Consider the following 25,711-nt stretch of genomic DNA (forward strand, 5'->3'; position numbering starts at 1 on the left):
GTCGCGAAGCGCACCATTCTTTGTTCGATTAGATCTCAGACGCGCGCGTTGACGCGCGGCTGACGCGAAATCTCATTGTTGAGAGGACAAAGCGTTTTGATCGGGGCGCCGGCATGCCAACTAATCTTGGCTGCGCATATGCGGATCAAGGTGATCTCGCAGTCGATCTCCCAATGCATTGAACAGAATGACAGCCAGCACGATCGCCAAGCCGGGATAGAACGAGACCGACCACGACAGGGCCAGATACTTCGACCCATCGCTGATCATGCCTCCCCACGTCGGGATTGGTGGTTGCACCCCGAGCCCGAGAAAGCTGAGCGTTGCTTCAACCAGCATCATCCGCCCCATCTCGAATGTGGCGTAGACAATGATCGAGGACATGACATTGCGCAGCACATGAAAAAACATGATGCGCATGTCGCCGACCCCGATGGCGCGGGCGGCTTCTATATACTCGAGATCGCGGACAGCGATCACCGCGCCGCGCGTGATCCGGGCGAATTGTGGCCATGCCGAGAGACCCATGACGATGACCAGGTTGGTCAGCGATGGCCCGACCACCGCGACAATCGCGATTACCAGGAGAACAACAGGGAATGACAATTGGATGTCTATGACGCGCACCACAAGCGCGTCGACCCAGCCGCGGAAATAGGCTCCGAGCAAACCAACCGTCGTTCCAACAACGGCGGCGATCGCAACGGCCAGGCTGCTTGCGATAATGGTAACGCGGACGCCATATATCAACCTGGACAGTATATCACGACCCAGCTGATCCGTGCCGAGCCAGAAGCCATCCCGTCCACCCGCCATAAAGGCCGGGGGTTTCAGCCGGTTGATGATCGACTGCTTGTAGGGATCCTGGGGTGCGAAAAATTGTGGGAAAGCCGCGAGCGCCAGAAGAATGATGAAACACAGCAACAGGAAGGCGGTCTCCGCCTTTCGGCGAGAGAATGTCCCATCCGAGCGCAACAGGATACGCAGAGGATTGTAAGTAACATAGGATGGGGACGTCATCGTCATTTATAACCTACCCGGGGGTCCATAACCGCATAGAGAATGTCGACAAAGAGATTGACGAGGATGAAGACGACGGAGAAGAACAGCACGACGGCCTGGACAACCGGAAAATCTCTCGCATAGATGGCCTGAATCGCGAGACGCCCGATCCCCGGCCAGGCGAAGACGGTCTCTGTCACGACGACACCGCTCATCAGCGCGCCGACCTGCAGTCCGATAACCGTGACGAGGGGGATGCAGGCGTTGCGCAACGAATGTTTCCAGACGATGAGTGTTTCCTTCACGCCCTTGGCGCGCGCAGTGCGGATATAGTCGCGGCCGAGCTCGTCCAGCATGCATGATCGGGTCACGCGGGCTATCAGCGGCACGAGGCCACTAGCCAGGGTGAGGGCGGGAAGGACAAGATTGGCTGGCCCTTGCCGTCCACCGATCGGGAGCATCCCAAAGCCGACCGCGAAGACCATCATCAAGAGAATGCCGACATAGAAGGACGGCACCGCCTGACTTACGGCGATTCCGTTGCGGATTAGCCGGTCTGGCCAACTCCCGTAGCGTTGGGCGGCAATCACTCCCAATGGGATGCCCATGGCGATTGATAGACCGAGCGCGGCGAGCGCGAGCTCGGACGTTGCAGCCAGCCTTTCGGACACGAGCTGTAACGAAGGCTCTCCAAATCGGAGAGAGCGCCCCATATCGCCTTGCAGGGCATTCACGGTGAATGTCAGAAACTGTTCGGCAATTGGCTTGTCCAATCCATGCGTCTGCCGAAACGCGGCGCGGGCATCGTCCGAGACATCGATCGGCAGCATCAGATCAGCGGGGTCGCCACTTATCCTCGTGAGTCCAAAGCAGATGATAAGCACTGCGATCAGCGTTGGCACCGTCAACAGTATCCTGCGGAGTATATAATTCACCATAAGTGCTATCCTGCAGGTGATATCGGGTAGCTGGATGGCAAGGCGCATCCGAGATGCGCCGCCTTCGAGCCGGCCTATTCGAGAGTGACGTTGTAGAGCGCGAAACGCTGGTCGCCGCGCGGCGTGAAATTCTTGACTCTCGCGGTCGCGCCATAGAGATCGTTGGCCTGATACAGGAAGATCATATAGGCCTTGTCGTAGATGAGCTTCATGGCCTTCTTGTAGATGTCCGCGCGCTTGGCGGTATCGAGCTCGCCGGAGCCCGCCTTGATCAGGACGTCCAGTTCCGGATCCTGGATGTGGGAGTAACGCCAATCCGACAGATAAGCCGACAGCATGGCGTCCGGATCGTCCTGGGGTGCTGATCCACGCAAAGCCATCTGAAAGAGCTCGCGATTGTTCAACTGGGTCAGGAACTCGCCAGCCTCGAGCTGGACCATGTTCACCTTGACACCGACATCGCTGAGCATTCCGGCAACCGCTTCGGAAACTTCCTTGTCTTGAGCGTAGCGGCCGGAGGGAAACTTGAAGGTGATTTCAACCTTTCCACCGACCTCGGCGAGGAGAGCTTTCGCCTTCGCGGGATCGAAGGGATAATCTTCGATGTCGGGGTTGAAACCGAGCTGGTTGGATCTCAGGATTTGGCCATGCAACGGTGAGGCCAGACCTGAGAACAGCACATCGCGGATGGCTTTCTTGTCGATTGCATAGTTCATGGCCTGCCGCACCCGCAGATCGTGCTGGGCGCCGGGATGAATGTCGAGGGTCGAAAAATCGATCTTGAAGATGCGATAGCTGGGCACCGAGATCGCCGAAACTCCCGGCCGTCCTTCCAGCTGCGGCAGGGCGGTCGCCGGCAGGTTGGCCGCAATGTCGTAGGCACCCGTCATCACGCCGGCCGCGCGCGCGGTGTCATCAGGGACGGGCTTCCAGACGATCTTGTCGATACCCACCGGAGGCTTGCCCCAGAAGGTCGGATTGCGGTCCATCACCACGCGATCGTCGCGCACCCATTCCGTAAGTTTGTACGGTCCCGTGCCGATAGGCTTGCGGCCGAACCCATCCGGACCAGCCTCGGCCCAATACTTGGGCGGGACGATGTAAATCTGGCTGAGGAGCAGGGGAACCGCGGGATATTTCTGGGACAGCTTGATAAGGATGGTATGGTCGTCGATCTTTTCGGCCGAGCCGATCTTGGCCGCGTCGCGCGCGTAGGCGGGTGTGATCGCCTTGTCTCTGAATATCCTGATGCTTTCGATCACGGCATCGGCATTCATGGGCTCGCCGTTTGAAAAGACGACATCCTTTCTCAATGAAAGCTTGATCGTCGTATCATCGATGAATTCAAACCCTGTGGCCAGTATCGGCTCTGCCTTGTCGGTCGCGGGATCAAGCCATAAAAGCGATTCCACCACCGCGTTTCCGACGTTCATCTGTTCCTGCGACGTCGAGAAATTCGGCCATAGCGACTGAGGATCGTAGCTCTGGGCAACCGTCAGCGTGCCAGCCTTGGCTTGATCGCTGGATGGCAGCATGAGGCCGAGCGATGCGACGCCTATCAGCGCGGTGGCGTGGAGCAGTTTCCGCGCGTTACATGTGATGCGATTGAGCACTGTTTTCCCCTTTTTATATTTGACTCGAACGATAATGGAATGAGCCCAGTCGACAGATTTTAGGCCCGGGCGGCTCTTTCCTTCTGAATGTCGATAAATACACTCCCGAATTCGTCGATTCGGACGACCCCGGATGGCCCGACGACAATCGTACACTCGCGTTCTTCGATGACTGCAGGACCCGCGAAAGTCATATCCGGTCCGAGCTTATAGCGATCGTAGACATCGGCTTCCGTAAATTGCCGCAGCTCAGGGAAGTAGACAGTCCGCCTTCCTTTCAGTGCGATCTTCGGATCATCTCCCGTCTTCTCATGACGAACGAGCGTGACTGGTGGGGGCGGCGCGCTGACCGTCAGACGGCATGTGATCAACTGGACAGGGAGGTGGCGATGCGCATGGCCAAATCGGGCCTCATGGGTATCGAAGAACAAGGCACGGATCGCGTCCACGTTGCCAGCGCGCACCAAGTCGGTCGGCACGGTCAAGGTCATCTCGTGCCCCTGGCCCTTGTGGCGCAGGTCAAGCTGGTAGGTGACAGTGACAGCCTCGCCGACGGCGGCGGCATCGACGCCCGCGATGATCTCTCTGCCGTTCGCTTCCATCTCCCGCAGCAATGCCTCGATCTGGGGCCAGGTATCGCGGTTCATGCGGAGAATTAGGGAGCGGGCGAAATCGAAGGAGACGGCAGACGTGACAAGCCCCATCGCGGACGCTGCGCCCGCGCCACTGGGAACGATCACGCCCTTCATTTGCGCGGCTCTGGCGAGCTCATAGGCGTGCGCCGGTCCAGCACCTCCGAATGCGAACAGGTAGAACTTGCGCGGATCGTCGCCTCGCTCGGCGATATGCACCTTCATCGCCGACACCATGCTCTGGTTGACGATCTCATAGATGCCAGTCGCGGCCTTCTCCGCGGAAATTCCCAAAGGCGATCCAACGTTTTTCTCAAGTGCCTCTGTGGCGGCCGCTTTGTCCAGCTGCATCGATCCGCCCAGGAAGTAGTCCGGGTTGAGGTACCCAAGGACGACATTGCTGTCCGTGACAGTCGGTGAGCTGCCACCAAGGCCGTAGCACGCCGGTCCGGGGTGAGCACCCGCACTGCGCGGCCCGACTTTTATCAGACCGAGCTTGTCGATGCTTGCGATGCTTCCGCCGCCTGCGCCAATTTCGATGAGCTCGATGATGGGAACTTTGACGGGCAGGCCGCTGCCCTTCTTGAAGCGCGCCACCCGCCCGAATTCAAACAGTCCCGATTTCTCAGCCTCGTAATTCTTGATCAAGCCGACCTTAGCGGTCGTGCCACCCATGTCGAACGTAACGAGACTGGGGATCTGCATCTGCCGTGCGTAGAATATCGCGGCCAATACACCAGCGGCTGGGCCGGATTCCAGCATGCGGATCGGAAATTCCTTGGCGACATCGGCGTCGGTGATGCCGCCCGATGACAGCATCATGTAAAGGCGCCTGCCATACTCCGAGCTGTCGAGTGTAGCCGATACCTTGTCGAGATACGTTGCTGTAATCGGCTTGGCGTAGGCGTTCGCCACAGTCGTGCTGGTTCGCTCATACTCGCGAATTTCTGGTGCGACCGATGACGAAAGGCTGATCGCCGCATGAGGTAGTTCACGGGCGAGAATATCCGCCACGCGCCGTTCGTTGTCAGGGTTACGATAGGCGTGCATGAAGGAGATCGCGATGGATTGGACATGGAGGTCGCGCAGCTGCTGCGCCAGCCTTATCACCTCCGTCTCGTCAATCGCCGCCAGAACAGTGCCGTCACTGTCGACCCGTTCGGTCACCTCGAAACGCAAGTCACGGCTGATCAGAGGTTCGGGCTTCTCCATGAAGAGATCATAGAGATCATAACGCACTTCGCTGCCCATCTCGACGATATCGCGAAACCCGCGCGTCGTGACTAAGACGGTCTTGAGGCCGCGACGCTCGATGAGTGCATTCGTTATCAGCGTGGTCGCGTGAATGGAAATATCGATCGCCGATCCGGTGATATCAAAGCGTTCGAAGAGAGACCGAAGGCCCTTGGCGACACCACGAGAGGGATCATCAGGCGTCGTGAGGCATTTCTCCAGCTCCATGGCGCCGGTGGTGGTATTGGTCAGAACAAAATCCGTAAATGTTCCGCCGATGTCGAAACCAAGACGATATAGATTTGACATACAATTAACCCCGGATCGTTCCTGGCGAAGGTTTATGGCCGCCGCCGTCCATAAATGCTCGTCGCGGCATCCATGCTGATAAGTCCAAGCTCCAGATCGCGCTCAACCCGGTCGGAGCTGCGCTCTAAGGGGTTTCCGATGCCGCCCCCGCCGGGCAGATTGAGGGTGAATATCTCTCCTGGCTTAAGGGAGAAGGGGTTTGGCTCAATGGAGACGTCGTCGACAAGCAATTCGCCGATGCCGCCATCATGTCCCATCAGCAATCCTGGAGCCGGATATTTGGTGCGATCAGGGCGAATTGTGATGCGTACTGGTGCGCTGCCGCGCGGCGTCACGCGTATCGTCTGTCCAAGGCCGCCGCGATACTCGCCTGCACCACCCGAATCCTGTCGCAAGCTGCGCTCGCAAACGAGGACAGGCCCATTGGCTTCGATGATCTCGGCGGGCGTAATCATTGAACAGCCCGGAAATGCGGTCGTCGAATGACCATCAATACCGATCGAGGCGCCTTCACCGCCGTTAGGCAGAACATGAACAATGAAGGGGTGTCCCTCATCATCGTTGCAGAGGAATCGAAGGGACCAGAACGAGCCGCTGGTCGCCTGAACGATGCGGGGCGCGACCTTTGCAAGCGCATCGTATATGGCTGTATGCGTATGGAAACTAGTCCGTGAACGCGCGCGTACCGCCGCGGGAAACTGTGCGTTGAGGATCGACCCCTCCGGCGCGTAGGTGCTGATCGGGCCGAAAAGGCCTTCGTTGTTGGGCAGATCGGGACAGAGACTGCACTTCAGGGCAAGGAGGGAATGCGCATGTGTGACATTCATCACGACATTCACGGCCGCGTCCGATTTCTGCGGGCTCGTGCCGGTGTAGTCCAGATGCATCGTCTCACCGCGCACTAACAGTTTCAATTTAATGTTGGTTGGTGAGGTAACTCCGTCGCATATGGCGGAGCCCTCATAATCTCCATCGGGAATCTCGGCGATAGCGGCACGCATCGCTGTCGCGGACCGTTCCAGGATGAAGTCGGCGACGGCATCCATGGCGCTTTCGCCGTATTCGCTCACAAGTGAGAGGTAGCGCTCCGCTCCGATCTTCGCTGCGCCCACAATCGCGCCGACGTCACCCAGCACCAGCCGCGGGAAGCGAACGTTCGCTTCCATGATACGGATGAGCTGCTGATTGGGTTTCCCGGCCTCGTAAAGCTTGCTCGGCGGAATGCGAAGACCTTCCTCGTAGAGATCCCGCGCATTCAGCTCGTCAAGGCGCCCTCCGATGTCCGAAATATGGGCGGCGGTCGCAATATAACCAACGATAGACTTGCCCTCCTTGAAGACGGGCATGACGATATAGAGGTCGGGCAGATGCCCGTGGCACAGCCAGGGGTCGTTGGTGATCAAGATATCGCCGTCGACCAGTGTCTCTGCTGGAAAAGTCTTCAGCATGGAGCGCGTTGCCGAAGGCAGCGAACAGGTGAAGGCGGGCACGCAAATCTGTGACTGGGCAATTGAGCGGGCGTGCCGATCGAGAAGGACTATCGCATAGTCCCGCGATTCCGAGACAATGGTTGAAAACGCGGTCCGTAAAAGGATCGCGTCGACCTCATCCATCATCGACGTCAACCGATCCCATTGGATTTGTAGATCGATAGCATGCCCCGATGGCGCGGGTTGCGCACCGGCTTGGTCATTCATGATCGTGTTCCCCGTGTCTGCGGGCAGAGTTTCATTTTAATGAAATTTTTTCAAGTGCGAGTCCCGTATTTTTGCTGAAAGCAATTTGTAGGCCAGTCTCCCCGTGCAAGGACACTGGGCTACCCGCGTAGACGAGCGCGTGCGCAAGCTGTTGACGGGTGGGGAAGGGCCATGGGGAGCAGTCACGACGTCAGTGCCTACAAATTAGCCCCGCATCCCCTTGACTGCTGCATGATGGGTCGTCATACGTATTATGAATTCGTATTTTGCGAGGGGTCTCGTGCAGGTCACCAAGGTCAACGACAGCGGTCGGCGCGCTTTTGTCATCGAACAATTGATAGGCTTTATTCGCAGCAGGCAGGTTGAGCCCGGAACAAAACTGCCGCCGGAGCCCGTTCTCTCGGAAATGTTCGGGGTGAGCCGAACGATTGTACGCGAAGCGATGCAATCCCTGCAGGCAACCGGTGCCATACGGATCGAGCAAGGCCGCGGAACGTTTGTCGCTGAAAATCCGCTTGCGCAGCCGTTCAATGTATGGGCTTCCATGAATGCCCATCGCATTGATGAATTGTTTGATGTCCGCGGCATTCTGGAGGGGGAGTCTGCGGCGCGGGCCGCAAATAATCGCACCCAGGCCGACATTGAGGCGCTTGAGGCGATACTGGATGAGATGCGGCACAAAGTTGAGGGGACCGATTGGCTCGGCACTTTGTCATGCGATGTGAACTTTCATCGGGCGGTGACGCAGGCGGCTGATCTGCCGCTGCTTCAGGAAATGCTGGAAGTGGCGATGCCGGCCTGGATCGAGCTCACATCCAACGTGACCAAGGAAAAAAACAAAGTGGCGCGCCTGGAACTCGTTCTGGCGGAGCACGGGGCTATTCTTGCAGCCATTCGCGCGTCAGATCCGGATGCCGCCCGGACAGCGATGCGCAGACATTTGGCAAATTCGTGGGCCAGGCGCCTCAAGAATGAAAGTAATTCGACCTAAGGCGTGCCAATATCCAAATAAAAATGGGAGGAGAGAATGCCAAAGAGCAGGAAGAAATTTGGTGTGCTTTCAGCGGCAGCGGCGGCGATGGGACTCGCGGTCACCATGACGCAGGCCTATGCCGCGGAGAAGATCGTTTTCTGGAACAATTGGGACGGAAGCAGGGCGCCGCAACTCCGCTCGGTGCTCGACCAGTTCGAGAAGCAGAATCCGGGCTACACCGTCGAAAATGTCACTTTAAGTAGTGACACAACGGCGCAGCGCATGCTGACTGCTGTGGCCTCCGGCGATGTGCCGGACCTCTACATGACCCAAGCGAATGATTTTCCGAAATGGGCCGGTCTCGGTGCTTTCAGGCCGTTGGATGACCTCGTCGCGCGTGACGGATTAAAACTTGATGAGATCTTCTTTTCCGGTGGCATCGAGGGGTCCCGCTATGGCGACAAACTCATTCAGTTCCCCTTCAAGGTGCCGACGTCGCTGATGATCTGGTACAATAAGGACTTGTTCAAGAAAGCAGGCCTTGATCCCGATAATCCGCCCAAGACCTGGAAGGAATTGGAAGACGCCGCGATAAAGACCACCGTCCGTGATGGGGCTGTCATCTCGCAGCTCGGCCTGAATATCTGCTTGAACTGCGCCACCGGAAGCGGATCCGAGAATGCGTTTATTGAATGGCTATCGCGTAACGGCGGGGAAGTGTTGACGGCTGACGCCAAGGATGTCGCCTTTGGCTCCCCCGAGGGGCTGGACACCTTGAAGTGGATGCAGGGTTTCTCTAATCGCACGGCAGGCAGCTGGCAGAACGCGGTGCGTCAATTCGGTTCCACGTTCAAGGACCAACGGCCCAGCTTCTACATGGGCAAGATGGCCATGATTATGGATGGACCGTTCCTGTATAATATCATGGCGAAGGACGCGCCGCAGATGCTGGACAAGGTGGGCGTTTTTGTCGCGCCCATCAACGGCGACAACAAGGATGCAACGCAGCGCTATCTGGCCTATGGCACGCCCGGTTATGCCATTCCCGCGAAAGCCAAGCATCCCGAGGGGGCATGGAAACTGTTGAAATTCATTGCAGCCGGGGAGGGCGCGTGTCAGTTTTTTACAATGCAGCAGCGCGTGGATACGCCGCTGCGTAACTGTAAGGTTGACGTCCCACCCCAATTCGTCGCGGCATTCAAGGCTAATGGCGACCTCGTGCAATCCCGCCAGGCGCCCAGCTCCTTCCAACAGATCCACGTCAGGCTTCAGCAAATGCAGGAAGCCGTTCTTCTGGGCAAAGAAACGCCCGAGGCCGCTCTAAAGGCAGCAGCCACTGACGTAAAGGCTATCCTCGCCCGCACCAACTAATGCGAAGCGATCGCGGATGGGCGCCGTAGTGCGCCCTACCGTCCTAGACTGGAGCCGCAGCAATGGCCGAGATTTCTCTTCTTCGGAAGGTAACGCACGCTCCGCGCCATCGCGCAGAAGGGCGCTCGCCGGGGCTTAGCAATACGACACGAGAGGCGCTTTGGGGCTACTTTTTCATCGCCCCGTGGATCATCGGCTTCCTGCTTTTCTCCCTAGGGCCGATCCTCGCGACGATGTATCTCAGTCTGACGCACTATGATGTCGTCTCCGCACCGCGCTGGGCTGGTCTCGATAATTTCTCGCGCATGTTCTTCGAGGATAAGGAATACTGGAAGACGCTTGCGGTGACGGTCGAATATTCAGCGATACGGGTTCCGCTCTGCATCGCGGTAGGCTTGGTCCTGGCCATGTTGATCAACACGCAAGCACGTGGCATCAGTATTTTTCGCCTTGCGCTTTATCTGCCTGCCATCGTGCCTCTGGTCGCCGCCTCCATTCTTTGGCTATGGCTTCTCAATCCCCAATACGGCTTTATCAATCCGACTTTGCGCGACACTTTCGGTGTTATCGCCCCAAACTGGCTACGCGACGAGAATTTTGCCTTGCTGGCGATCATCAGCCTCAGTGTCTGGCAGATTGGCCACACGATGATGATCTTCCTCGCGGGACTGCAGGAAATACCGAGGGAACTCTACGAGGCCGCGGAACTCGATGGCGCAAGCGCTTTTCAAAAGACACGGTTCGTGACCCTGTCGATGCTGACGCCGACAATTTACTTCAATCTCATCATCGGTATCATCAATTCGTTTCAAGCCTTCGCGGCCGTCTTCATTCTCACGCGCGGAGGCCCGGCAAACGAGACCATGGTCTACATCATGTATCTCTACCGGCGCGGTATCGAATATCTTGAGATGGGCTATGCCTCGACAATGGCGTTGGTGCTCGTCGCAATCATCCTGTCGCTCACCATCCTGATCATGAAAACCTCCGACAAGTGGGTGAACTATGACCGCGTCTGAGCAATGGTGGTCGGAGCGGCGACGTTACATCGCCCTGTTCGGGCTGAGCGCGGTCTGGCTCATGCCTGTCGTCCTGCTCGTGGCCACTTCCCTTAAAACGCAAGCTCAGCTCTATGATCCAACACGCATTCTTCCTAGTCCGATAGCTTGGGAGAATTACTGGACGGTTCTAGTCGAGGCATTCCCGTTCGCCCGCTACGTGATGAACAGTCTGATCGTATCTGTTCTGTCCGTTATCGGTGACGTATTGTCCAGCGCGTTCATCGCCTACGGATTCGCGCAGCTGAGGTTTCCGGGCCGTCGGATTTTGTTTCTTATCATGCTGTCGACGATGATGTTCCCCTTTGCGGTGAGGATGATCCCGCTCTTCCTCATTTTCAAGGAGATGGGGTGGATCAATACTTATCTACCGCTGATCATTCCATCTTACCTGGGAACCCACGCGTTCTTCATCTTTCTCCTCCACCAGTTCTTTCTCGGCATTCCAAAGGCGCCGCTTGAATCCGCGCGCATCGACGGGGCCAACGAATTGCAGATCTGGTGGATGGTCGTCCTGCCTTTGTCGAAACCGGCACTCGCCGTGGTGGCGATCCTGGCGTTTGAGCAGAGCTGGGGCGATTTCCTTTCGCCATTGCTCTATATCAACGACACCTCCAAATATACATTGCCGCTGGGACTTTACAGCCTGATCACCGGCGATGATGTCGCCAGCCAGTGGCATCTTGTGATGGCCGGCACGGTCACTATGATCCTGCCCGTCATCATCATCTTCGCGTTGGCGCAGCGCTTCTTTGTGCGTGGCATCACCATGTCCGGGATGAAGGGCTAGCCGCTGCTTCGGCTTGCTTCAAATCCTTGATGAGCGCGGGGCCGCCGCAGCACTTGAAGTTGTTTGTGTCGCCATGGAGGTGTTCCGTCGCGACTTTGTAAAGCCATCGTTTCTCGACGATCGGCTACGTGAGCGTTGCTTTGCGTGGCGCTCCGAGCCTGCCGTCGGCGTCGTTCCCCTATCAAGGATAAAGCAGTAACGCCCGTGGAGACCGGATCATGCAGTATTCCAGAAATCTAGAGGTATCGGCCAGTCCAGATGTCCTTGTTTGCGGTGCCGGCTGTGCGGGTACTGTCGCGGCGATCGCGGCGGCTCGTGAAGGCGCATCTGTTCTGCTTGTGGAGCGATTCGGCTTTTCGGGCGGATACGTTACGGGCGTGATCGGCGCGTCGTTTGACGGGTTCGTGGATCTACGCAGTGGCCTGCCGGTTGTTGGCGGCATCGTCTCCGATTTCGCGGGAATGGCGACGGGCGGTGGAGGGAATGTCATGAACCGGGCCTTCAGCCCGAGTAACGAACTGCGCGAGATGAGCGAGACGCCAGACAGGAGCAAGATCCGTTTCAATATCGAGGGCTTCAAGCGCCAGGCAGACCGGCTGTTCAAGGAAAGCGGCGCGAGAGTTCTGTATTACACCAAAGTTGTCGATGTCATCCGTAAGGGAAGCCGTGTCGAGGGCGTCGTCATCGCCAACAAGGCTGGTCTGAGTGTCATCACGCCGAAGATGGTCGTGGATGCCTCCGGAGATGCGGACGCTGCGGCCTATGCGGGTGCCGACTTTGACATCAGCGAGGAAATGCAGCCTATGAGCCTGCATTTCCGTATCGGCAACGTACATATTGATCGCGATACACGCGATCAATGCAGCGCGGTGCTGAAGGAGGCGCACCGAAAGGGCGATCTTCTGCTCTATGGCGGTCCCTGGATCGGCCGGCTTGAGGCGGATACCGAAGTCTATTTCAACGCGTGCCGCGCGGCTGGCAGCGGTATCGATCCCGTCGACTTGACCCGGGCGGAAGTTCAAGGCCGCATCGACGCGGCGTTGATGTTCGATCTCTTCAAACGCCATGTGCCGGCCTTTCGGGACGCCTACCTTTCCAGCACCGGGCCGTTCGCCGGCGTACGCGAGACACGGCGTATCGTCGGGGACAGCACATTGACCGCCGAGGACATCGATCAGCAACGCAGCCAGGAAGACGTGATAGCCTTGGGGTGCTGGTATCGGGACCGCCATCCCAAGGGGGCTTCCGGCTACCACATGCATGAGGTCGTACGTCCCTACGATATCAGCTACGGGACACTTCTGCCGCGGGGCATCGACAACATGATCGTTGCCGGGCGTTGCCATTCAGCTGACAGTTCCGCGCTGGCTTCCAGCCGCGTCACGGTTACGGCGATGGCCATGGGCGAAGCTGCCGGTACGGCCGCCGCCATGGCGTGCGCGGGCCACACCACGACGCGTGGGCTCAGGGTCAGCGACCTGCAGAGACGCCTTCTTGGCAATGGCGCGATCATCCTCGACCGCGCCGAGCAGGTGCTTTCAGTTGGCGACGCCATGGAAGACGTGCCGGTCTCCGCGGTTCGCTGAAGCGGTGCGGAGAAGGAATACACCCATGAAAGCAACTTGGCGATGGTTTGGCCCATCCGATCCGGTCACGCTTGCCGATGCACGGCAGGCGGGGGCCGCTGGTATCGTCTCGTCGCTGCACCATATTCCCGATGGTGAAGCTTGGTCCGAGGACGAGGTTCAACGTCACGCTGAAACCATTGGTGCAGCTGGATTCAGATGGGACGTTGTCGAAAGTATTCCAGTCAGCAACGAGATCAAGGTTCGCGGACCGGATCGCCGTCGGCACATCGATAACTACAAGACCAGTATTGCGTCGGTCGGTGCTGCCGGCATCGGGGTTGTCTGCTACAATTTTATTCCTGTCATCGACTGGGCGCGGACCGATTTACGCTATCCACTGCCTAGCGGCCTGGCGCTGCGGTTCGACCTGGCGGATTTCGCTGCATGTGATCTGTTCCTCCTCCGGCGCAAGAACGCTGCCGCGGCCTACGACGCGCCGATGTTGGCGGAAGCCGAGCGGCGCTTCAGGGCCATGTCCCCCGAGCGCCGCGCCGCGCTCGAGGCGACGGTCTTCGCCCCCTTGCCGGGCGGCACGGTTGCTTATTCCAGCCAAGAGTTCGCCGCGACTTTCGCGCGTTATGAAGATATCAATGAGGACGACTACCGCGAGACCTTGCTCGAATTCCTGCGCGAGGTCGTGCCGGTTGCTGAGGAACATGGAGTTCGGCTTTGTATCCACCCGGACGATCCGCCGATCAACCTTTTTGGCTTGCCCCGGATCGCGGGTTCGATCGCTCAACTGCGGCGCATCGTATCCGGAGTGAGATCACCATCCAATGGCGTGACATTCTGCGTCGGATCACTGGGCGTGCGAAGTGAGAACGATCTGCCCGCGATGGTTCGGGAACTCGGTCCCGACATCCACTTCGCGCATCTGCGGAACGTGATGCGCGAGTCGGATACCGTTTTCCACGAGGCGGAACATCTGGGCGGTAGCAGCGACATGGCGGCGGTTGTCTTTGCCTTGCGGCGCGAAGAGCTGCGGCGCAAGATCGAAGGGCGCCGTGACGATCAGATTCCGTTTCGACCTGACCACGGCCACCTCATGCTGGACGATGTCGCGAAAGCGGATACGCGCCCCGGCTACTCGGCGATCGGACGCTTGAAGGGGCTCGCGGAACTGCGCGGGGTCATCAGCGGCTTCGATCTCGCGGTCGAGCAAGGCCTGCGGGTTTGAGGAGGCGGCGAAGCAATGACGATCGATGCGCCTCCGCTGCTGTGCGTCGGTGCGCTGACATGTGACCTGATGGTTCACGTCGGCCGGCTTCCCACAATGCCTGGGAAGTATCTTGCCCACAGCGGCGGTCTTGTGGCAGCCGGCATGGCGACGAGCGCCGCGACGGCGATCGTCAGGCTCGGTCATGCATGTGCCTTATGGGCGTCGACCGGGACAGATCCAGTCGGCGATTTTCTTGTCGCCGAGGTGGCGCGGGAGGGGATCAGCACCACCCACATACGCCGCGTTGCGGGTACCGCATCAGCTTTGGCGTCGATTACATTGGATGATCGGGGCGAGCGTATCGTCGTCCCGTACTATGCACCGGATCTCCTGACCGCGCCGGTCACCTCCCCGTTCGCTTTTTCCGATTTCCGCGGCGTGCTCGCTGATGTTCGCTGGCCCGCCGCGGCGGCTTTGGCACTGGACGCGGCGCGCCTGCGCGGACATCCGGCCATCCTTGATCTGGACGTCGGTCCGCGCGAGGCGCTCGCCATGCTTCTCCCACGGGCCTCGCACGTCGTGGCCTCGCTGGACGGCGCATCGATCCTGTCGTCAGCAACCTCGACCCAGGAAGCTGTCGCGGCCCTGGCGGCGCTGACCGACGCGACCGTCATTGTGACAGGCGGCTCGAGCGGGCTTAGCTGGTGTCTCTCGGACAAGACCGTGAATTCGATGCCCGCATTCGCCGTCGATGCGGTCGACACCAACGCGGCTGGTGACATCTTCCACGGCGCTTTCGCCGTGGCGATGGCGGAAGCCATGCCGCTTGAAAACGCGCTGCGCTTCGCAAGCGCCGCGGCGGCGATCAAATGCACGCGCTACGGCGGGCGGGCCGGCGCTCCGGCGCGCCACGAGGTGGTACGTTTTCTTGCGGAGAGGTCGCGATGAACCGCTTTTTGGCAGCGCGCCTTGCCGAGGCACGGGTGATGCCCATCGTTTCCGTGGGAGGGGAGGCCGAGGCGATCGCTCTCGTCGACGATCTCGTGGAAGCCGGCGCGGCGGCGATCGAGATCTTGTTTCGGCATCCCCGGGCAGCAGATGTATTGCATCATTGCCGAACAAGGCACCGGCATATCCTGCTTGCGGCGGGCACCATCATGGATACGGAGCTGGGCCGGCGGGCGGCTGAGGCGGGCGCCGACTTCATGATCAGCCCCGGGCTCACGCCATCCCTCGCGGCATTCGCGGCCACGACGTCTCTTCCGCTGATACCCGGTGCGCAGACGCCAAGCGAAGTAATGCTCGCGGCGGAGCATGGTTTTCAGGTGCTCAAGTTCTATCCGGCTGAGCCCAACGATGCCGCCGCTATTCTGAAAGACTATGCCAATGTTTTCCCAAGTATTTACTTCATACCGACTGGCGGAATAGGTGAGCCTTCGTTGGCGAAATACGGCGCGTTGCCCAATGTCCTGGCTGTCGGTGGCAGCTGGACGCACGGCCGCCGCCTCCCCGGCAGCGAACGCCCGGCGGAGGTCGCCAACGCGCTCCGCCGGGCGAGGTCGCTGCTGGGGGCCGGGCCGGACATCGTCGCGCCGGCGCCTTGAGCGGGACCGTTTTGCGTGGGCGCCGAAATTCTGCCTCCTTGGCCCGCCAACGCCCGCACGATGGCTCAGCATGATGAGAAACGACAGACACTTGGCCGAACAGACACTTGGCCGGCACACGAAGTCACCAGGTCATAAGTCACAAAGCGATATGGGGAGATGCCATGACGATGACTGACGGGATATCCGCAAGACCATTGCGGGTTGGACTGCTGGGCACAGGCGGCGTCGCCTCGAAATATGCGTCCCTCTATGGCGAATATCCGCGCAGCCAGCTTGTCGCGGTTCATGATCCTTTCGATCCCGGACTGGGCGCGTTGGCTGAACGTTTCGGAGCGAGGATTGCCAACAGCACCGACGCGCTGATCAACAGCGATATTGAAGCCGTGATCATATCCACCCCAAACCAGTTCCACCTCGCGCAGGCCTCCGCCGCGCTCAAGGCGGGGCGGCATGTTCTGCTGCAGAAGCCGATGACTGTGACCCTGGGCGAGGCGGAAACACTCGCCGCGATCGCACGGGAGAGCGGAAAGACCTTGGCGCTTTATATGAATTCGCTCGACAACCCGATCTTTCGCGACCTTAAGCGGATGATCGATGAGGGCGTACTGGGCGAGGTCGGCTCCATCAACTGCAAGCTCGCGAACGGCATGGGCCATGCCTGGCGCAACCGCCCGGCCAATTTTTGGCGGGCATCACGATCGGCGGTTGGGGGCGGCTCCTTTGCCATGCTGGCATGCCACTATCTCAATCTCACCCAGTGGCTTCTGGGGCAGCCAATCGTGCGGACCGCCGCTGTGGGTAAGAACTTGATGTGCGATCACATCGAGGGCGACGACATCATGTCGGCTATCGTCGAGTTCGCCGATGGCGCGATGGGCGTGATCGAATCAGCCTGGTGCGTCAAAGGCGAGCAGATGTCCGTGCATGGCAGTTCCGGATCGATCGCCTATATCGACAATTCCGTTATTTCGCTGAAAGCTGAGAGCCCCTTCGCGGGTGAGGCTATTCATTATGATAAGCCCGGCACGCGCATTGTCATTGAGGGGCTGTCGGCGCCCGCTATGGGCGACTGGCAGAACCCGTACAATCAGCATCGTTGTTTTGTTGACGCGATGCTCGACCACCGGCCAGTCGTGATGCCTGCGGACAAGGGTGTGCAGGACATGCGGGTTCTCGCCGCCGCCTACCGGTCCGCCGCGAGCGGCAAGCACGAAGCGGTGTTCATGGAGCCTCGGGCATGACGGCCTCTCAGACGTCCCCCGCACCCCGTAACGTCTTGGTGACCGGCGGCAGCGATGGCATCGGCCTCGCCTCGGCTATGGCCTTCAGCGGCACGGGCCACCGTGTGGCTATTGCCGGCCGCGATGCGCAAAAGTTGGCGGCGGCGCTGGCTCATCTTTCGAAGACTTGCTTCGCCATTGTCATGGACGCCGCCGAGCCGTGTTCGATCGAAGCGGGCGTCGACCAACTGGCGGCACGGTCTTTCACTGTCGACATTCTGGTCAACAACGCGGGGCTGATGGGCAATTCCGCGCCCATTGGCCAAGGGCTGGACCGGGAGCTGAGGCGGAGCATGGAAGCCAATTTCTTCGGCCCGGCCTTGCTGTGCGGCCGGCTCGTGCCGTCCATGCAATCCCGGGGGTGGGGTAGGGTGGTCAATGTTGCCTCCTCCGCAGGCCTGTTCGCGCCGCCACGCCAACTTCCCTATTCGACGTCCAAGGCGGCTCTCATAGCCTTGACGCGGGGACTTGCAGTGGAATTGGCCCGTGATGGCGTGACCGTGAATGCTGTCGCTCCCGGGCCGGTGGCGACCCCGCGCTACCTCCGCGAGAAGGGGGAGGCGGCTGTCGCGGCCCGGGCACGCTCCGTGCCATCCGGGCGCTTGGCGAAACCGGATGAGATCGCTGCGGCGATCCTGTTCCTCGCGGACGAGAAATCATCTCACATCACCGGCCAAACCCTTTCCCTGGACGGTGGGGAGGCCGCGGCGGGTCCTTATACCGCTTTCTCCATGCCATCGTGACACGGGCAACCAAACCCCAGATCGCGTTGTCGCGCGCAAGGCCATCTAGATCCCGCAGGATTGTAGCGCCGTACGGTTACGTTGCCGGTATTCGCCGGGCGAATGGCCGGCGCGGTTGGTGAAGGCCGTTGTGAATGAACTTACGCTCGCATAGCCGACGCTCTGGGCGACCGCCTCGATCGGCATGTTGTCCTGAGCCAGGAGCTCCATCGCGCGCATCATTCGAACTTCGATGATCAGCGACTTCAATCCAAATGAAAATTCTTCCTGCGAAAGGCGCTGCATCGTTCGCGGTGCCAGATGACAGGCGGCACAGGCGGAAGCCACGGTTACGTCGGACAGATGCGTGCTGATGTAGCCGATGAGCGCGCGCATTTCGTCGGATCTGGCGACGGGTAGCCAAAGCATCTTGGGATTGGAGAACCATTCCTGGCAAAGATGCGAGAGGGTCCTGAACAACTGGCGCAGGGTCATGGCGGTGTCAGGAGCCCGATCCGACAGGCTCAGCATGAGCGTGAGCAGTTCATGAACCAGCGGGTTGGCCTGAGTGACCCAGCAGCCGTGATGATGCCAGGGGTGATCGTCCGGCGCGAGAAACGCCACATGCGCGCGCATGCCATCCGAGGTGCGCAGATTAAAGGCACGGTCGGCGGGAATGAAGATCATGTGATTGGGGACGACGAGCCAGCCTCCCGCTTCTCCCTCGACGTCGATCTGTCCACGCACGACGAGGATCATTTTGTGAAGGCGGTCGCCGCGCGAGGATTCACTCCACCTGTCGCATTCAATAGCGGCGACGGAAAGCTCGCCGGAGGTGCTCTGCACGAATTTGCGCGCCGGACTTGCAATGAGCGCGAACGGCCGGGTCGTCCGTTCAAGTCTCGCGGCTGTGTTGACGCCTTTCGACAGCATAGCCTCCCTGATTGGCGCTGACGCAGGGCCAATGCGAGCAGCTATTATCAGCATATTTTTCTTTGTCACAGAACGCTGGCCAAAATAAGATTGTTCGTGTATTTTTTTTGAAAAATAGCCAGTATCGCATTGTTGTTCAGTTCGGGCCATTCTGGGAGGGGGCGCGGCAATGACGACAGGGCCGGCACATCTGGCCGACGCAACTGCGTCCGATGCCTTGACGATCAGGGGCCTTTGCAAGGCGTTCGGCGCGACGAAGGCCGTGCAGAATGTCGATCTGACGTTGCCGCATGGTGAGATTCTGGCCCTGCTCGGCCAGAACGGCGCTGGCAAATCCACTCTGGTGAAAATCCTCGCGGGCGTCCTCACCGCCGACAGCGGCGAAGTGCTGCTGAATGGAAATCCCCACGACCTCCGCCGCGACCGTTACGCGATCGCCTTTGTGCATCAGGATCTCGGACTGATCGAATGGATGACGGTCGCGGAAAACATCGCCCTGGCGCAGGGTTTCAAGCGACGCTTCGGTCTGATCGACTGGCGCAATGTGGAAGAGCAGGCGCGTCGGTCCCTTCACGACATCGCGCCTGCCATCGATCCGCGAAAAAGGATGAGCGACCTGTCGCGGACGGAGAAATCTCTCGTGGCCATCGCGCGCGCGGTTGGTGTCGGCGCGAGCATATTGGTTCTTGACGAGCCGACGGCCAGCTTGCCGAAGGATGACGTCGAGGTGCTGTTCTCCGTCCTGCGCGGGTTGAAGAAGCGCGGCGTCAGCATGATCTACGTGTCGCACCGGCTGGACGAGATCTTCGCTATCTCCGATTGTCTCCTGGTGCTGCGCGACGGCCGTGTTGCGGACGCGCGCCGGACCGCGCAGTCGGATCCCAAGAGTCTCGTGGGCGCCATCATGGGGCGCGCGCTTGAGAACACCTTCGTGTTGCCGCCACCTCCGACATCCCAGGCGGTGCTGGAATGCAGGGACATTACCGGGGAAAACGTCGGCCCTGTATCTTTCTCGGTTCGGCGCGGGGAAATCGTGGGGCTCGTCGGCCTGCGCGGCGCGGGGCACGAGGTGGTTAGCCGAATCCTGATCGGTGATGAGCCGAAGGTGGCCGGCGACATCACGATCCATGGCAAGCCGCTTGACCATGCTTCGCCCAGCAGGGCTATCGCAGGTGGCCTGGGGATGATCGGGGCCGATCGTCTGGCCGAATCGGTCGCTCCGGGCCTTTCCATTCGGGAAAACATGTATCTCAATCCCCTGGCTGTCGGCAGCCACCCGCTCTCGTGGCGGTCACCTGCTATCGAGACGGATGAATGCCGGGAGGCCGGACGTCACATTGGGCTCGTTCCAAACGAACCCGAGGCACCGATCGAAAGTCTGTCTGGCGGCAACCAGCAGAAGGTTGTGCTCTCGCGATGGATCCACATCGCGCCTGACGTGCTCATTCTGGAAGATCCGACGGCCGGCGTCGATGTCGGGGCCAAGAACGAGATCTACAGGCTGTTGGCGCGCCAGCTGCAGGCCGGCCGGGCCATTCTCCTGATCTCCACGGACTTCGAGGAGGTCGCGGCCATTTGCCATCGTGCGCTCGTGTTCCGGGGCGGAAACATCGAAAGCGAGATCGACGCGGATGCGATGAGTGTTGAGGCGGTCACCTTGGCCTCGTCGATGGCGGGCAGCTCTTCGTCCAATGAGGCTTTGATAACGGCAGGGGGGCGATAACCATATGCAATCGATCAAATCGACAGCTCTGGAGCCGACCATCGTTGAGCTGGAGCAAATGTCGCTCGGCCAGAAGATAAAAAGGCTGATCCCGGTCTACGGGCTTCTTATTTTCACGCTTATCATGATCGTCATATTCTCCATCTTGTTGCCGAATACATTTCCGACAATGTTGAACTTACGGTCGATATTGGGCGACAAAGCCATCATAGCGATTCTGTCGCTGGCCGCGATGATCCCCATGGCGGCAGGACGCATCGACCTGACGGTCGGTTATGGCATCGTTCTGTGGCATATCCTGGCGATCGCCTTGCAGACCCGTCTGGGCTTGCCATGGCCCGTGGCCGTCCTCATCGTTCTTTTGGCCGGATGCCTTCTGGGACTGCTCAACGGCCTCCTCGTCGAGGTCGCGCGCATCGATTCCTTCATCGCGACGCTCGGCACGGGTACGGTGCTCTATGCCATCGCCCTCTGGTACACGGAGGGCCGCCAGATCGTCGGAATGCTGCCCCCCGGGTTCACCGGTCTCTATTCCTGGCAGCCTTTCGGCATTCCCGTCGTCGCGTTCTATGTTCTGATCATAAGCGTGGTGATGTGGATCATCATGGCCTATACGCCAATCGGCCGCTGCCTTTATGCGATCGGCGCGAATCCCCGCGCCGCAGAGCTCAATGGTATTCCCAACAGGCGTTTCATCATCGGGGCTTTCGTCGCGGCGGGATTTCTGGGTGCCCTGGCCGGCCTCTTGCTGGCGGCTCGCCTGCGGATCGGCCAGGCGAGCGTCGGTCTCGAATATCTGCTGCCGGCGCTTGTGGGCGCCTTTCTCGGATCGACCACGATACGCCCCGGCCGCGTCAATGTCTGGGGCACGATCGTCGGTGTCGCGATCCTCGCGGTCGGCATCTCGGGCATCCAGCAGTTCGGCGGGGCCTTCTACATCGAGCCGCTCTTCAATGGCGTGACCTTGCTGATCGCCATCGGCCTCGCGGGTTATGCACAAAAGCGTCACGGCCGAGTTGTCGCGCGAGGTGTACCGAGCTCACCTCAGACTATTCATCGATCTGCCGATAGATGAAATAGGATTCACCTATCGGGGATACTAACTTCGGGAGGAAAGATATAATGAAAAATGCCGAAAAACTGAAGTGGGCCGCAACCTATGGTCTTGTCTCCGCCTTGGTCTCAGCCCTGGGCATCGCCTCCGCATCCGCCGATGCGGTATCGGACGCGAAGGACTTTGTCGCCAAGCTGAGCGCGCCGAACGCGCCCTGGAGCGGGCCGACCACTGGGCCGAAAGCGCTGCCGGGCAAAAGCATCATTTATGTATCCACGGATCAGCGTAACGGCGGCGCGCGGGGCGCGGGCGAAGGGGTAAAGGCCGCGGCTGCCCGGATCGGCTGGACCTACAAAGAAAGTGACGGCCAGGGCTCCGTCGCGGGCCGCGCGACCGCCCTCAACCAGGCCATCGCATCCAAGCCCGACGTCATCGTCCTCGGCGGCATCGACGCGACAGAGCAGGCTGCTGTCATCGAGGAGGCCGCCAAGCAGGGCATCGTCGTCATCGGCTGGCACGCCTATGGCAAGTCGGGCCCGCATGACAAGCTGCCGATCTTCACCAACATCACCACGGATCCGCTCGAAGTTGCGCGCGCGGCCGCCTCATATCCCTGCGCCGAGCTCAACGGCAAGGTCGGCGCGGTCATCTTCACCGACAGCACTTATGAGATCGCCGTCAGAAAATCCAATGCGATGGCTGAAGTCATCAAGGCCTGCGGCGACAGCAAGGTGCTCGAGATCGTCGATACACCACTTGCCGACGCATCGAACCGCATGCCTCAGCTGACGACATCGCTGCTCCAGCGCTACGGCAAGCAATGGACGACATCGCTGAGCATCAACGATCTGACATTCGACTTCATGGCGCCGTCGCTTTCCGCGGCGGGCCTCGGCGGCAAGGACAATCCGGTCGCCATCTCCGCGGGCGACGGTAGCGAGGTTGCGTTCCAGCGTATCCGCTCTGGTGAATATCAGGCGGCCACCGTGGCTGAGCCGCTGATCCTCCAGGGCTGGCAGATCGTGGATGAAGCGAACCGCGCGCTCAGCAAGGAAAAGGAAAGTGGTTTCGTTGCCCCGGCACACCTTTTTCTTGTGTCCAACATCGGATCTGATGGTGGCCCGAAGAATATCTATGACCCGGGCAATGGATACGCGGATGCCTATGCCAAGATCTGGGGCGTGAAGTAGCCCGAGCACCGGGGGAGGCGGCCCGTGCCGTCTCCCCGACTATCGCCGTTCGTGCATTCCCTTGGCCTTCGAACAACGGGACGTTCACCCATGTCCGCGCCTCAACTTCCCAAGCCTGACTTCGCGAAGAACATGACGCTCATCGGGCACAGCGACCAGGGTGGCAGGCCCGATGGTGTGCAGCTGATGGTCAACAAAGGCTATGCCTATATCGGCCACATGTTCTCCAAGGGTTTCAGTGTGATCGACGTGCGCGATCCGCGTAATCCGGTCGCGGTCGAATATTTCGCGGCACCGCCCAATACATGGAACATCCATCTGCAGACCTATGGCGACCTGCTCCTGGTGATCAACGCCAAGGACATGTTCGCCTCCGCCGAATTCCAGGACGAGAAGGCCTACTACACCGGCCAGATCGGCAAGAAGGTCGGCACGGCGTCGGGCGCCGTGACTGAGCGTGACTGGACCGCTGGGATGAGCGTCTACGATATCGCCACACCGGGGAAGCCTCGCAAGATCGGCTTCATGCCTGTCCAGGGCGGGGGCATCCACCGCATCTGGTACACTGGGGGGCGCTACGCCTATGCCTCGGCGCTTCTCGACGGATTTACGGACTACATCTTCATCACCATAGACATGTCCGACCCCGCTAATCCCGTTGAGGCGGGACGTTACTGGCTGCCTGGCATGAACGAGGCGGCGGGAGAGGTCCCGACATCCGACAGGCGCGCGGGGCTCCATCATGCCACCGTGTCGGGTGATACCGCCTATGGAGCCTGGCGCGACGCGGGGCTCGTCATCATCGATGTGAAGGACCCCACCAAGCCCGCGCTGAAGTTGCACAAGAACTGGTCCCCTCCCTTCAACGGTGGCACACATAATTGTCTTATGCTGCCGGATCGGGATCTTCTGGTCGTGGCTGACGAGGCGGTTCTTGACAACTACGAGGACGGTTTCAAACCGATCTGGCTGTTCGACATGCGAGATCCCGGAAACCCGATCAGCGTCGCAACTTTCCCTGAGCCGGCCGAGGCCGACTACAAGGCGAAGGGGGGCCATTTCGGCCCGCATAACATCTACGAGAACCGGCCGGATGGCCTCGTCAGCTCGGAGCTTATTTTCGCGACCTATCAGAACGCCGGTATTCGCGTCTTCGATATCAGCAATCCCTACCGGCCCGAGGAAGTGGGCGCTTTCGTGCCACCGGAACCGGCGCGGCTTGTGGACAGGCGGCCCAACCGCACGAAGGTGATTCAGAGCTGCGATGTCTATGTCGACAAGAGCGGGCTGGTCTACACCAACGATTACAACGGCGGTCTCCACATTCTCGAGTTCAACGGCTGAGTCGTCTTCGGCCCCGCGCTCAAGACTGTCGAATTACTGAACATTCCAGATTGATGACCGTGCAGCGACGCACCAAGGCGACGCCGGATCCACGAAGGCTACTGGAACCCAGGGCCGTCGCGGCACGGAGGAAACTGTAACATGACCGCTTCCGCTGACCGCGCCCTCCGGACACCGCTCCCCTTGCAGATCTACGCCCTGACCGCGGCAGCCTTCGCCATCGGTACCACGGAATTCGTGATCATGGGGCTTTTGCCAGAGATCGCGATGGATCTCAAGGTCTCCATCCCGGCTGCCGGGTTTCTCGTTGCCGGCTATGCGCTGGGCGTGGTCGTCGGTGCGCCGGTCCTGACACTGGGCACTCTTCGTCTGGAGCGCAAGTCGCTTCTCCTCAGCCTGATGGGCCTGTTCATCGCTGGGAATGTTATTGCCGCCGTGGCGCCTACCTACACTGTGCTGATGATCGCGCGTGTCGTCGCCGCGCTTTGCCATGGTACCTTCTTTGGCGTGGGGGCGGTGGTTGCCGCCAGCCTGGTCGCGGCGGAGCGGCAGGCCAGCGCCATCGCCCTGATGTTCACCGGTTTGGCGCTGGCCAACATCCTGGGCGTACCGGGTGGGACGGCCGTCGGCCAGATGTTCGGCTGGCGCGCCACGTTCTGGTGCGTCAGCGCCATCGGTGGACTGGCAACTGTCGCGATCGCCCTGTTGATCCGTCCGATGCCGGCCCCTCCGTCGGACGGGTTGGCGTCCGAGTTCACGGCCCTGCGCAGTCCGGGTTTGTGGATGGCCCTTGGCACGACGGTTTTCGGGTTCGGGGGCGTCTTCGTCATCCTCACCTTCATCGCACCCATTCTCCGTGACGCAACAGGTATGTCCCCCGACACGGTGGCCATCGCGCTTCTCGTTTTTGGGGCGGGCCTCACCCTCGGCAATCCCGTAGGGGGCCGGCTCGCGGATCGCGCCCTGATGCCCTCGTTGATCGCCATCCTGGTGGCGTTGTCGCTCATCCAGCTGCTGTTCGGCTGGGCGATGTTTCATCTCACCCCGACATACCTCTTGTTGTTCTGCTGGGGCGTCGCGGCTTTCGCCACGATCGCTCCTCTGCAGACACGGGTGGTGCTGTCCTCGCCGTCGGCGCCCGCCTTGGCCTCGTCATTGAACATCGCCGGCTTTAACCTTGGCAATGCCGGTGGTGCCGCCGTCGGCGGGGCCTTGATCGACCATGGCTTTGGCTTTCCCGCCCTGGCCGTCGCGGGCGCCGCGATGACGGCATGCGGGCTCGCCCTGGCGATCGGGAATGCCCGCCTTCAGGGCGGGTAGGATCAAAATGGAGAAGGTGAGGGGGGGGATTTTGGGACGCGGTGGGCTCAGGCAAATCCGACCCGTATGCAGTCAGATACTCCCGTCCAAGTTGAGAATTTGCGCGTTCATCGTAGGCAGAGTCATTCCGCAACA

The 25,711-nt window shown here is 60.0% G+C and carries 21 protein-coding genes; 15 read left to right on the top strand and 6 right to left on the bottom strand.

All coding sequences use genetic code 11. The features are described 5' to 3' along the window. Window positions 1-120: 120 nt before the first annotated feature. The 5 genes from KIO74_RS21205 to KIO74_RS21225 form a co-directional block, all read right to left on the bottom strand. Window positions 121-1,026 (bottom strand): ABC transporter permease, encoded by a 906-nt coding sequence (locus tag KIO74_RS21205; protein ID WP_213336261.1) that lies wholly within the window; start codon window positions 1,024-1,026, stop codon window positions 121-123. After that, a complete protein-coding gene (locus KIO74_RS21210) occupies window positions 1,023-1,940 on the bottom strand; it encodes an ABC transporter permease (protein ID WP_213336264.1) in 918 nt (305 codons plus the stop codon). Before KIO74_RS21210 ends, KIO74_RS21205 begins: the two co-directional genes overlap by 4 nt. A gap of 74 nt (window positions 1,941-2,014) precedes the next feature. Then, complete coding sequence (locus KIO74_RS21215; protein WP_213336267.1) at window positions 2,015-3,553, bottom strand: ABC transporter substrate-binding protein; 1,539 nt, start codon at window positions 3,551-3,553, stop codon at window positions 2,015-2,017. 59 nt (window positions 3,554-3,612) lie between these two features. Next, window positions 3,613-5,727 (bottom strand): hydantoinase/oxoprolinase family protein, encoded by a 2,115-nt coding sequence (locus KIO74_RS21220; protein WP_213336269.1) that lies wholly within the window; start codon window positions 5,725-5,727, stop codon window positions 3,613-3,615. Between the two features lie 32 nt (window positions 5,728-5,759). Next, window positions 5,760-7,424, bottom strand: a complete 1,665-nt coding sequence (locus tag KIO74_RS21225; protein WP_213336272.1) for a hydantoinase B/oxoprolinase family protein — start codon at window positions 7,422-7,424, stop codon at window positions 5,760-5,762. A 280-nt stretch (window positions 7,425-7,704) separates the two neighbouring features. Here KIO74_RS21225 and KIO74_RS21230 point away from each other — a divergent pair, with 280 nt between their 5' ends. From KIO74_RS21230 to KIO74_RS21275, 10 genes are all read left to right on the top strand, one after another. Continuing rightward, a complete protein-coding gene (locus KIO74_RS21230; RefSeq protein ID WP_213336275.1) occupies window positions 7,705-8,415 on the top strand; it encodes a FadR/GntR family transcriptional regulator in 711 nt (236 codons plus the stop codon). Window positions 8,416-8,451: 36 nt separating this feature from the next. Further along, on the top strand, window positions 8,452-9,768 hold the full coding sequence (locus tag KIO74_RS21235; protein ID WP_213336278.1) for an ABC transporter substrate-binding protein: 1,317 nt from the start codon (window positions 8,452-8,454) through the stop codon (window positions 9,766-9,768). A 62-nt stretch (window positions 9,769-9,830) separates the two neighbouring features. Continuing rightward, window positions 9,831-10,787 carry a carbohydrate ABC transporter permease gene (locus KIO74_RS21240; protein WP_213336282.1) on the top strand — a complete coding sequence of 319 codons (957 nt, stop codon included), beginning with the start codon at window positions 9,831-9,833 and terminating at the stop codon, window positions 10,785-10,787. Continuing rightward, window positions 10,774-11,616 (top strand): carbohydrate ABC transporter permease, encoded by an 843-nt coding sequence (locus KIO74_RS21245; protein WP_213336285.1) that lies wholly within the window; start codon window positions 10,774-10,776, stop codon window positions 11,614-11,616. The genes KIO74_RS21240 and KIO74_RS21245 overlap by 14 nt, the downstream gene beginning before the upstream one ends. A gap of 218 nt (window positions 11,617-11,834) precedes the next feature. Then, window positions 11,835-13,202, top strand: a complete 1,368-nt coding sequence (locus KIO74_RS21250; RefSeq protein WP_213336289.1) for an FAD-dependent oxidoreductase — start codon at window positions 11,835-11,837, stop codon at window positions 13,200-13,202. A 25-nt stretch (window positions 13,203-13,227) separates the two neighbouring features. Continuing rightward, window positions 13,228-14,421, top strand: a complete 1,194-nt coding sequence (gene uxuA, locus KIO74_RS21255) for a mannonate dehydratase (protein WP_213336292.1) — start codon at window positions 13,228-13,230, stop codon at window positions 14,419-14,421. A gap of 15 nt (window positions 14,422-14,436) precedes the next feature. Continuing rightward, window positions 14,437-15,351, top strand: coding sequence for a PfkB family carbohydrate kinase (locus tag KIO74_RS21260; protein WP_213336295.1), 915 nt, complete (start codon window positions 14,437-14,439; stop codon window positions 15,349-15,351). Beyond that, on the top strand, window positions 15,348-16,007 hold the full coding sequence (eda, locus tag KIO74_RS21265; protein WP_213336298.1) for a bifunctional 4-hydroxy-2-oxoglutarate aldolase/2-dehydro-3-deoxy-phosphogluconate aldolase: 660 nt from the start codon (window positions 15,348-15,350) through the stop codon (window positions 16,005-16,007). Before KIO74_RS21260 ends, eda begins: the two co-directional genes overlap by 4 nt. Before the next feature lie 164 nt (window positions 16,008-16,171). Then, the gene (locus tag KIO74_RS21270) at window positions 16,172-17,251 is read left to right on the top strand and encodes a Gfo/Idh/MocA family protein (protein ID WP_213336300.1); all 1,080 of its coding nucleotides are present in this window, start codon (window positions 16,172-16,174) and stop codon (window positions 17,249-17,251) included. After that, a complete protein-coding gene (locus KIO74_RS21275; RefSeq protein WP_213336303.1) occupies window positions 17,248-18,033 on the top strand; it encodes an SDR family NAD(P)-dependent oxidoreductase in 786 nt (261 codons plus the stop codon). The genes KIO74_RS21270 and KIO74_RS21275 overlap by 4 nt, the downstream gene beginning before the upstream one ends. A gap of 45 nt (window positions 18,034-18,078) precedes the next feature. On the opposite strand, the gene KIO74_RS21280 is transcribed toward KIO74_RS21275, so the two are convergent. Further along, the gene (locus KIO74_RS21280) at window positions 18,079-19,095 is read right to left on the bottom strand and encodes a helix-turn-helix domain-containing protein (RefSeq protein WP_213336306.1); all 1,017 of its coding nucleotides are present in this window, start codon (window positions 19,093-19,095) and stop codon (window positions 18,079-18,081) included. Window positions 19,096-19,114: 19 nt separating this feature from the next. On the opposite strand from KIO74_RS21280, the gene KIO74_RS21285 reads away from it, so the two are divergent. The 5 genes from KIO74_RS21285 to KIO74_RS21305 all read left to right on the top strand — a co-directional run bounded on the left by KIO74_RS21285 (window position 19,115) and on the right by KIO74_RS21305 (window position 25,576). Beyond that, the gene (locus tag KIO74_RS21285; RefSeq protein ID WP_213336309.1) at window positions 19,115-20,668 is read left to right on the top strand and encodes a sugar ABC transporter ATP-binding protein; all 1,554 of its coding nucleotides are present in this window, start codon (window positions 19,115-19,117) and stop codon (window positions 20,666-20,668) included. Between the two features lie 4 nt (window positions 20,669-20,672). After that, entirely contained in the window at window positions 20,673-21,743 is a 1,071-nt protein-coding gene (locus KIO74_RS21290; protein WP_213336312.1) for an ABC transporter permease, read from the top strand. A 47-nt stretch (window positions 21,744-21,790) separates the two neighbouring features. After that, window positions 21,791-22,912, top strand: a complete 1,122-nt coding sequence (locus tag KIO74_RS21295; protein WP_213336315.1) for a substrate-binding domain-containing protein — start codon at window positions 21,791-21,793, stop codon at window positions 22,910-22,912. 90 nt (window positions 22,913-23,002) lie between these two features. Beyond that, window positions 23,003-24,256 (top strand): LVIVD repeat-containing protein, encoded by a 1,254-nt coding sequence (locus KIO74_RS21300; RefSeq protein WP_213336318.1) that lies wholly within the window; start codon window positions 23,003-23,005, stop codon window positions 24,254-24,256. A 141-nt stretch (window positions 24,257-24,397) separates the two neighbouring features. Further along, a complete protein-coding gene (locus tag KIO74_RS21305) occupies window positions 24,398-25,576 on the top strand; it encodes an MFS transporter (protein ID WP_213336320.1) in 1,179 nt (392 codons plus the stop codon). Window positions 25,577-25,711 lie beyond the last annotated feature (135 nt).

Origin of the sequence: Chelatococcus sp. HY11 (assembly GCF_018398335.1) — a bacterium.
Taxonomy (GTDB): Bacteria; Pseudomonadota; Alphaproteobacteria; order Rhizobiales; family Beijerinckiaceae; genus Chelatococcus.

Coding starts and splice junctions, on each gene's coding strand:
- KIO74_RS21210 (WP_213336264.1), bottom strand. CDS start 1,940: ATGGTGAATTATATACTCCGCAGGATACTGTTGACGGTGCCAACGCTG.
- KIO74_RS21245 (WP_213336285.1), top strand. CDS start 10,774: ATGACCGCGTCTGAGCAATGGTGGTCGGAGCGGCGACGTTACATCGCC.
- KIO74_RS21270 (WP_213336300.1), top strand. CDS start 16,172: ATGACGATGACTGACGGGATATCCGCAAGACCATTGCGGGTTGGACTG.
- KIO74_RS21290 (WP_213336312.1), top strand. CDS start 20,673: ATGCAATCGATCAAATCGACAGCTCTGGAGCCGACCATCGTTGAGCTG.
- eda (WP_213336298.1), top strand. CDS start 15,348: ATGAACCGCTTTTTGGCAGCGCGCCTTGCCGAGGCACGGGTGATGCCC.
- KIO74_RS21300 (WP_213336318.1), top strand. CDS start 23,003: ATGTCCGCGCCTCAACTTCCCAAGCCTGACTTCGCGAAGAACATGACG.
- KIO74_RS21205 (WP_213336261.1), bottom strand. CDS start 1,026: ATGACGATGACGTCCCCATCCTATGTTACTTACAATCCTCTGCGTATC.
- KIO74_RS21285 (WP_213336309.1), top strand. CDS start 19,115: ATGACGACAGGGCCGGCACATCTGGCCGACGCAACTGCGTCCGATGCC.
- KIO74_RS21280 (WP_213336306.1), bottom strand. CDS start 19,095: ATGGCCCGAACTGAACAACAATGCGATACTGGCTATTTTTCAAAAAAA.
- KIO74_RS21295 (WP_213336315.1), top strand. CDS start 21,791: ATGAAAAATGCCGAAAAACTGAAGTGGGCCGCAACCTATGGTCTTGTC.
- KIO74_RS21225 (WP_213336272.1), bottom strand. CDS start 7,424: ATGAATGACCAAGCCGGTGCGCAACCCGCGCCATCGGGGCATGCTATC.
- uxuA (WP_213336292.1), top strand. CDS start 13,228: ATGAAAGCAACTTGGCGATGGTTTGGCCCATCCGATCCGGTCACGCTT.
- KIO74_RS21240 (WP_213336282.1), top strand. CDS start 9,831: ATGGCCGAGATTTCTCTTCTTCGGAAGGTAACGCACGCTCCGCGCCAT.
- KIO74_RS21260 (WP_213336295.1), top strand. CDS start 14,437: ATGACGATCGATGCGCCTCCGCTGCTGTGCGTCGGTGCGCTGACATGT.
- KIO74_RS21275 (WP_213336303.1), top strand. CDS start 17,248: ATGACGGCCTCTCAGACGTCCCCCGCACCCCGTAACGTCTTGGTGACC.
- KIO74_RS21250 (WP_213336289.1), top strand. CDS start 11,835: ATGCAGTATTCCAGAAATCTAGAGGTATCGGCCAGTCCAGATGTCCTT.
- KIO74_RS21305 (WP_213336320.1), top strand. CDS start 24,398: ATGACCGCTTCCGCTGACCGCGCCCTCCGGACACCGCTCCCCTTGCAG.
- KIO74_RS21235 (WP_213336278.1), top strand. CDS start 8,452: ATGCCAAAGAGCAGGAAGAAATTTGGTGTGCTTTCAGCGGCAGCGGCG.
- KIO74_RS21220 (WP_213336269.1), bottom strand. CDS start 5,727: ATGTCAAATCTATATCGTCTTGGTTTCGACATCGGCGGAACATTTACG.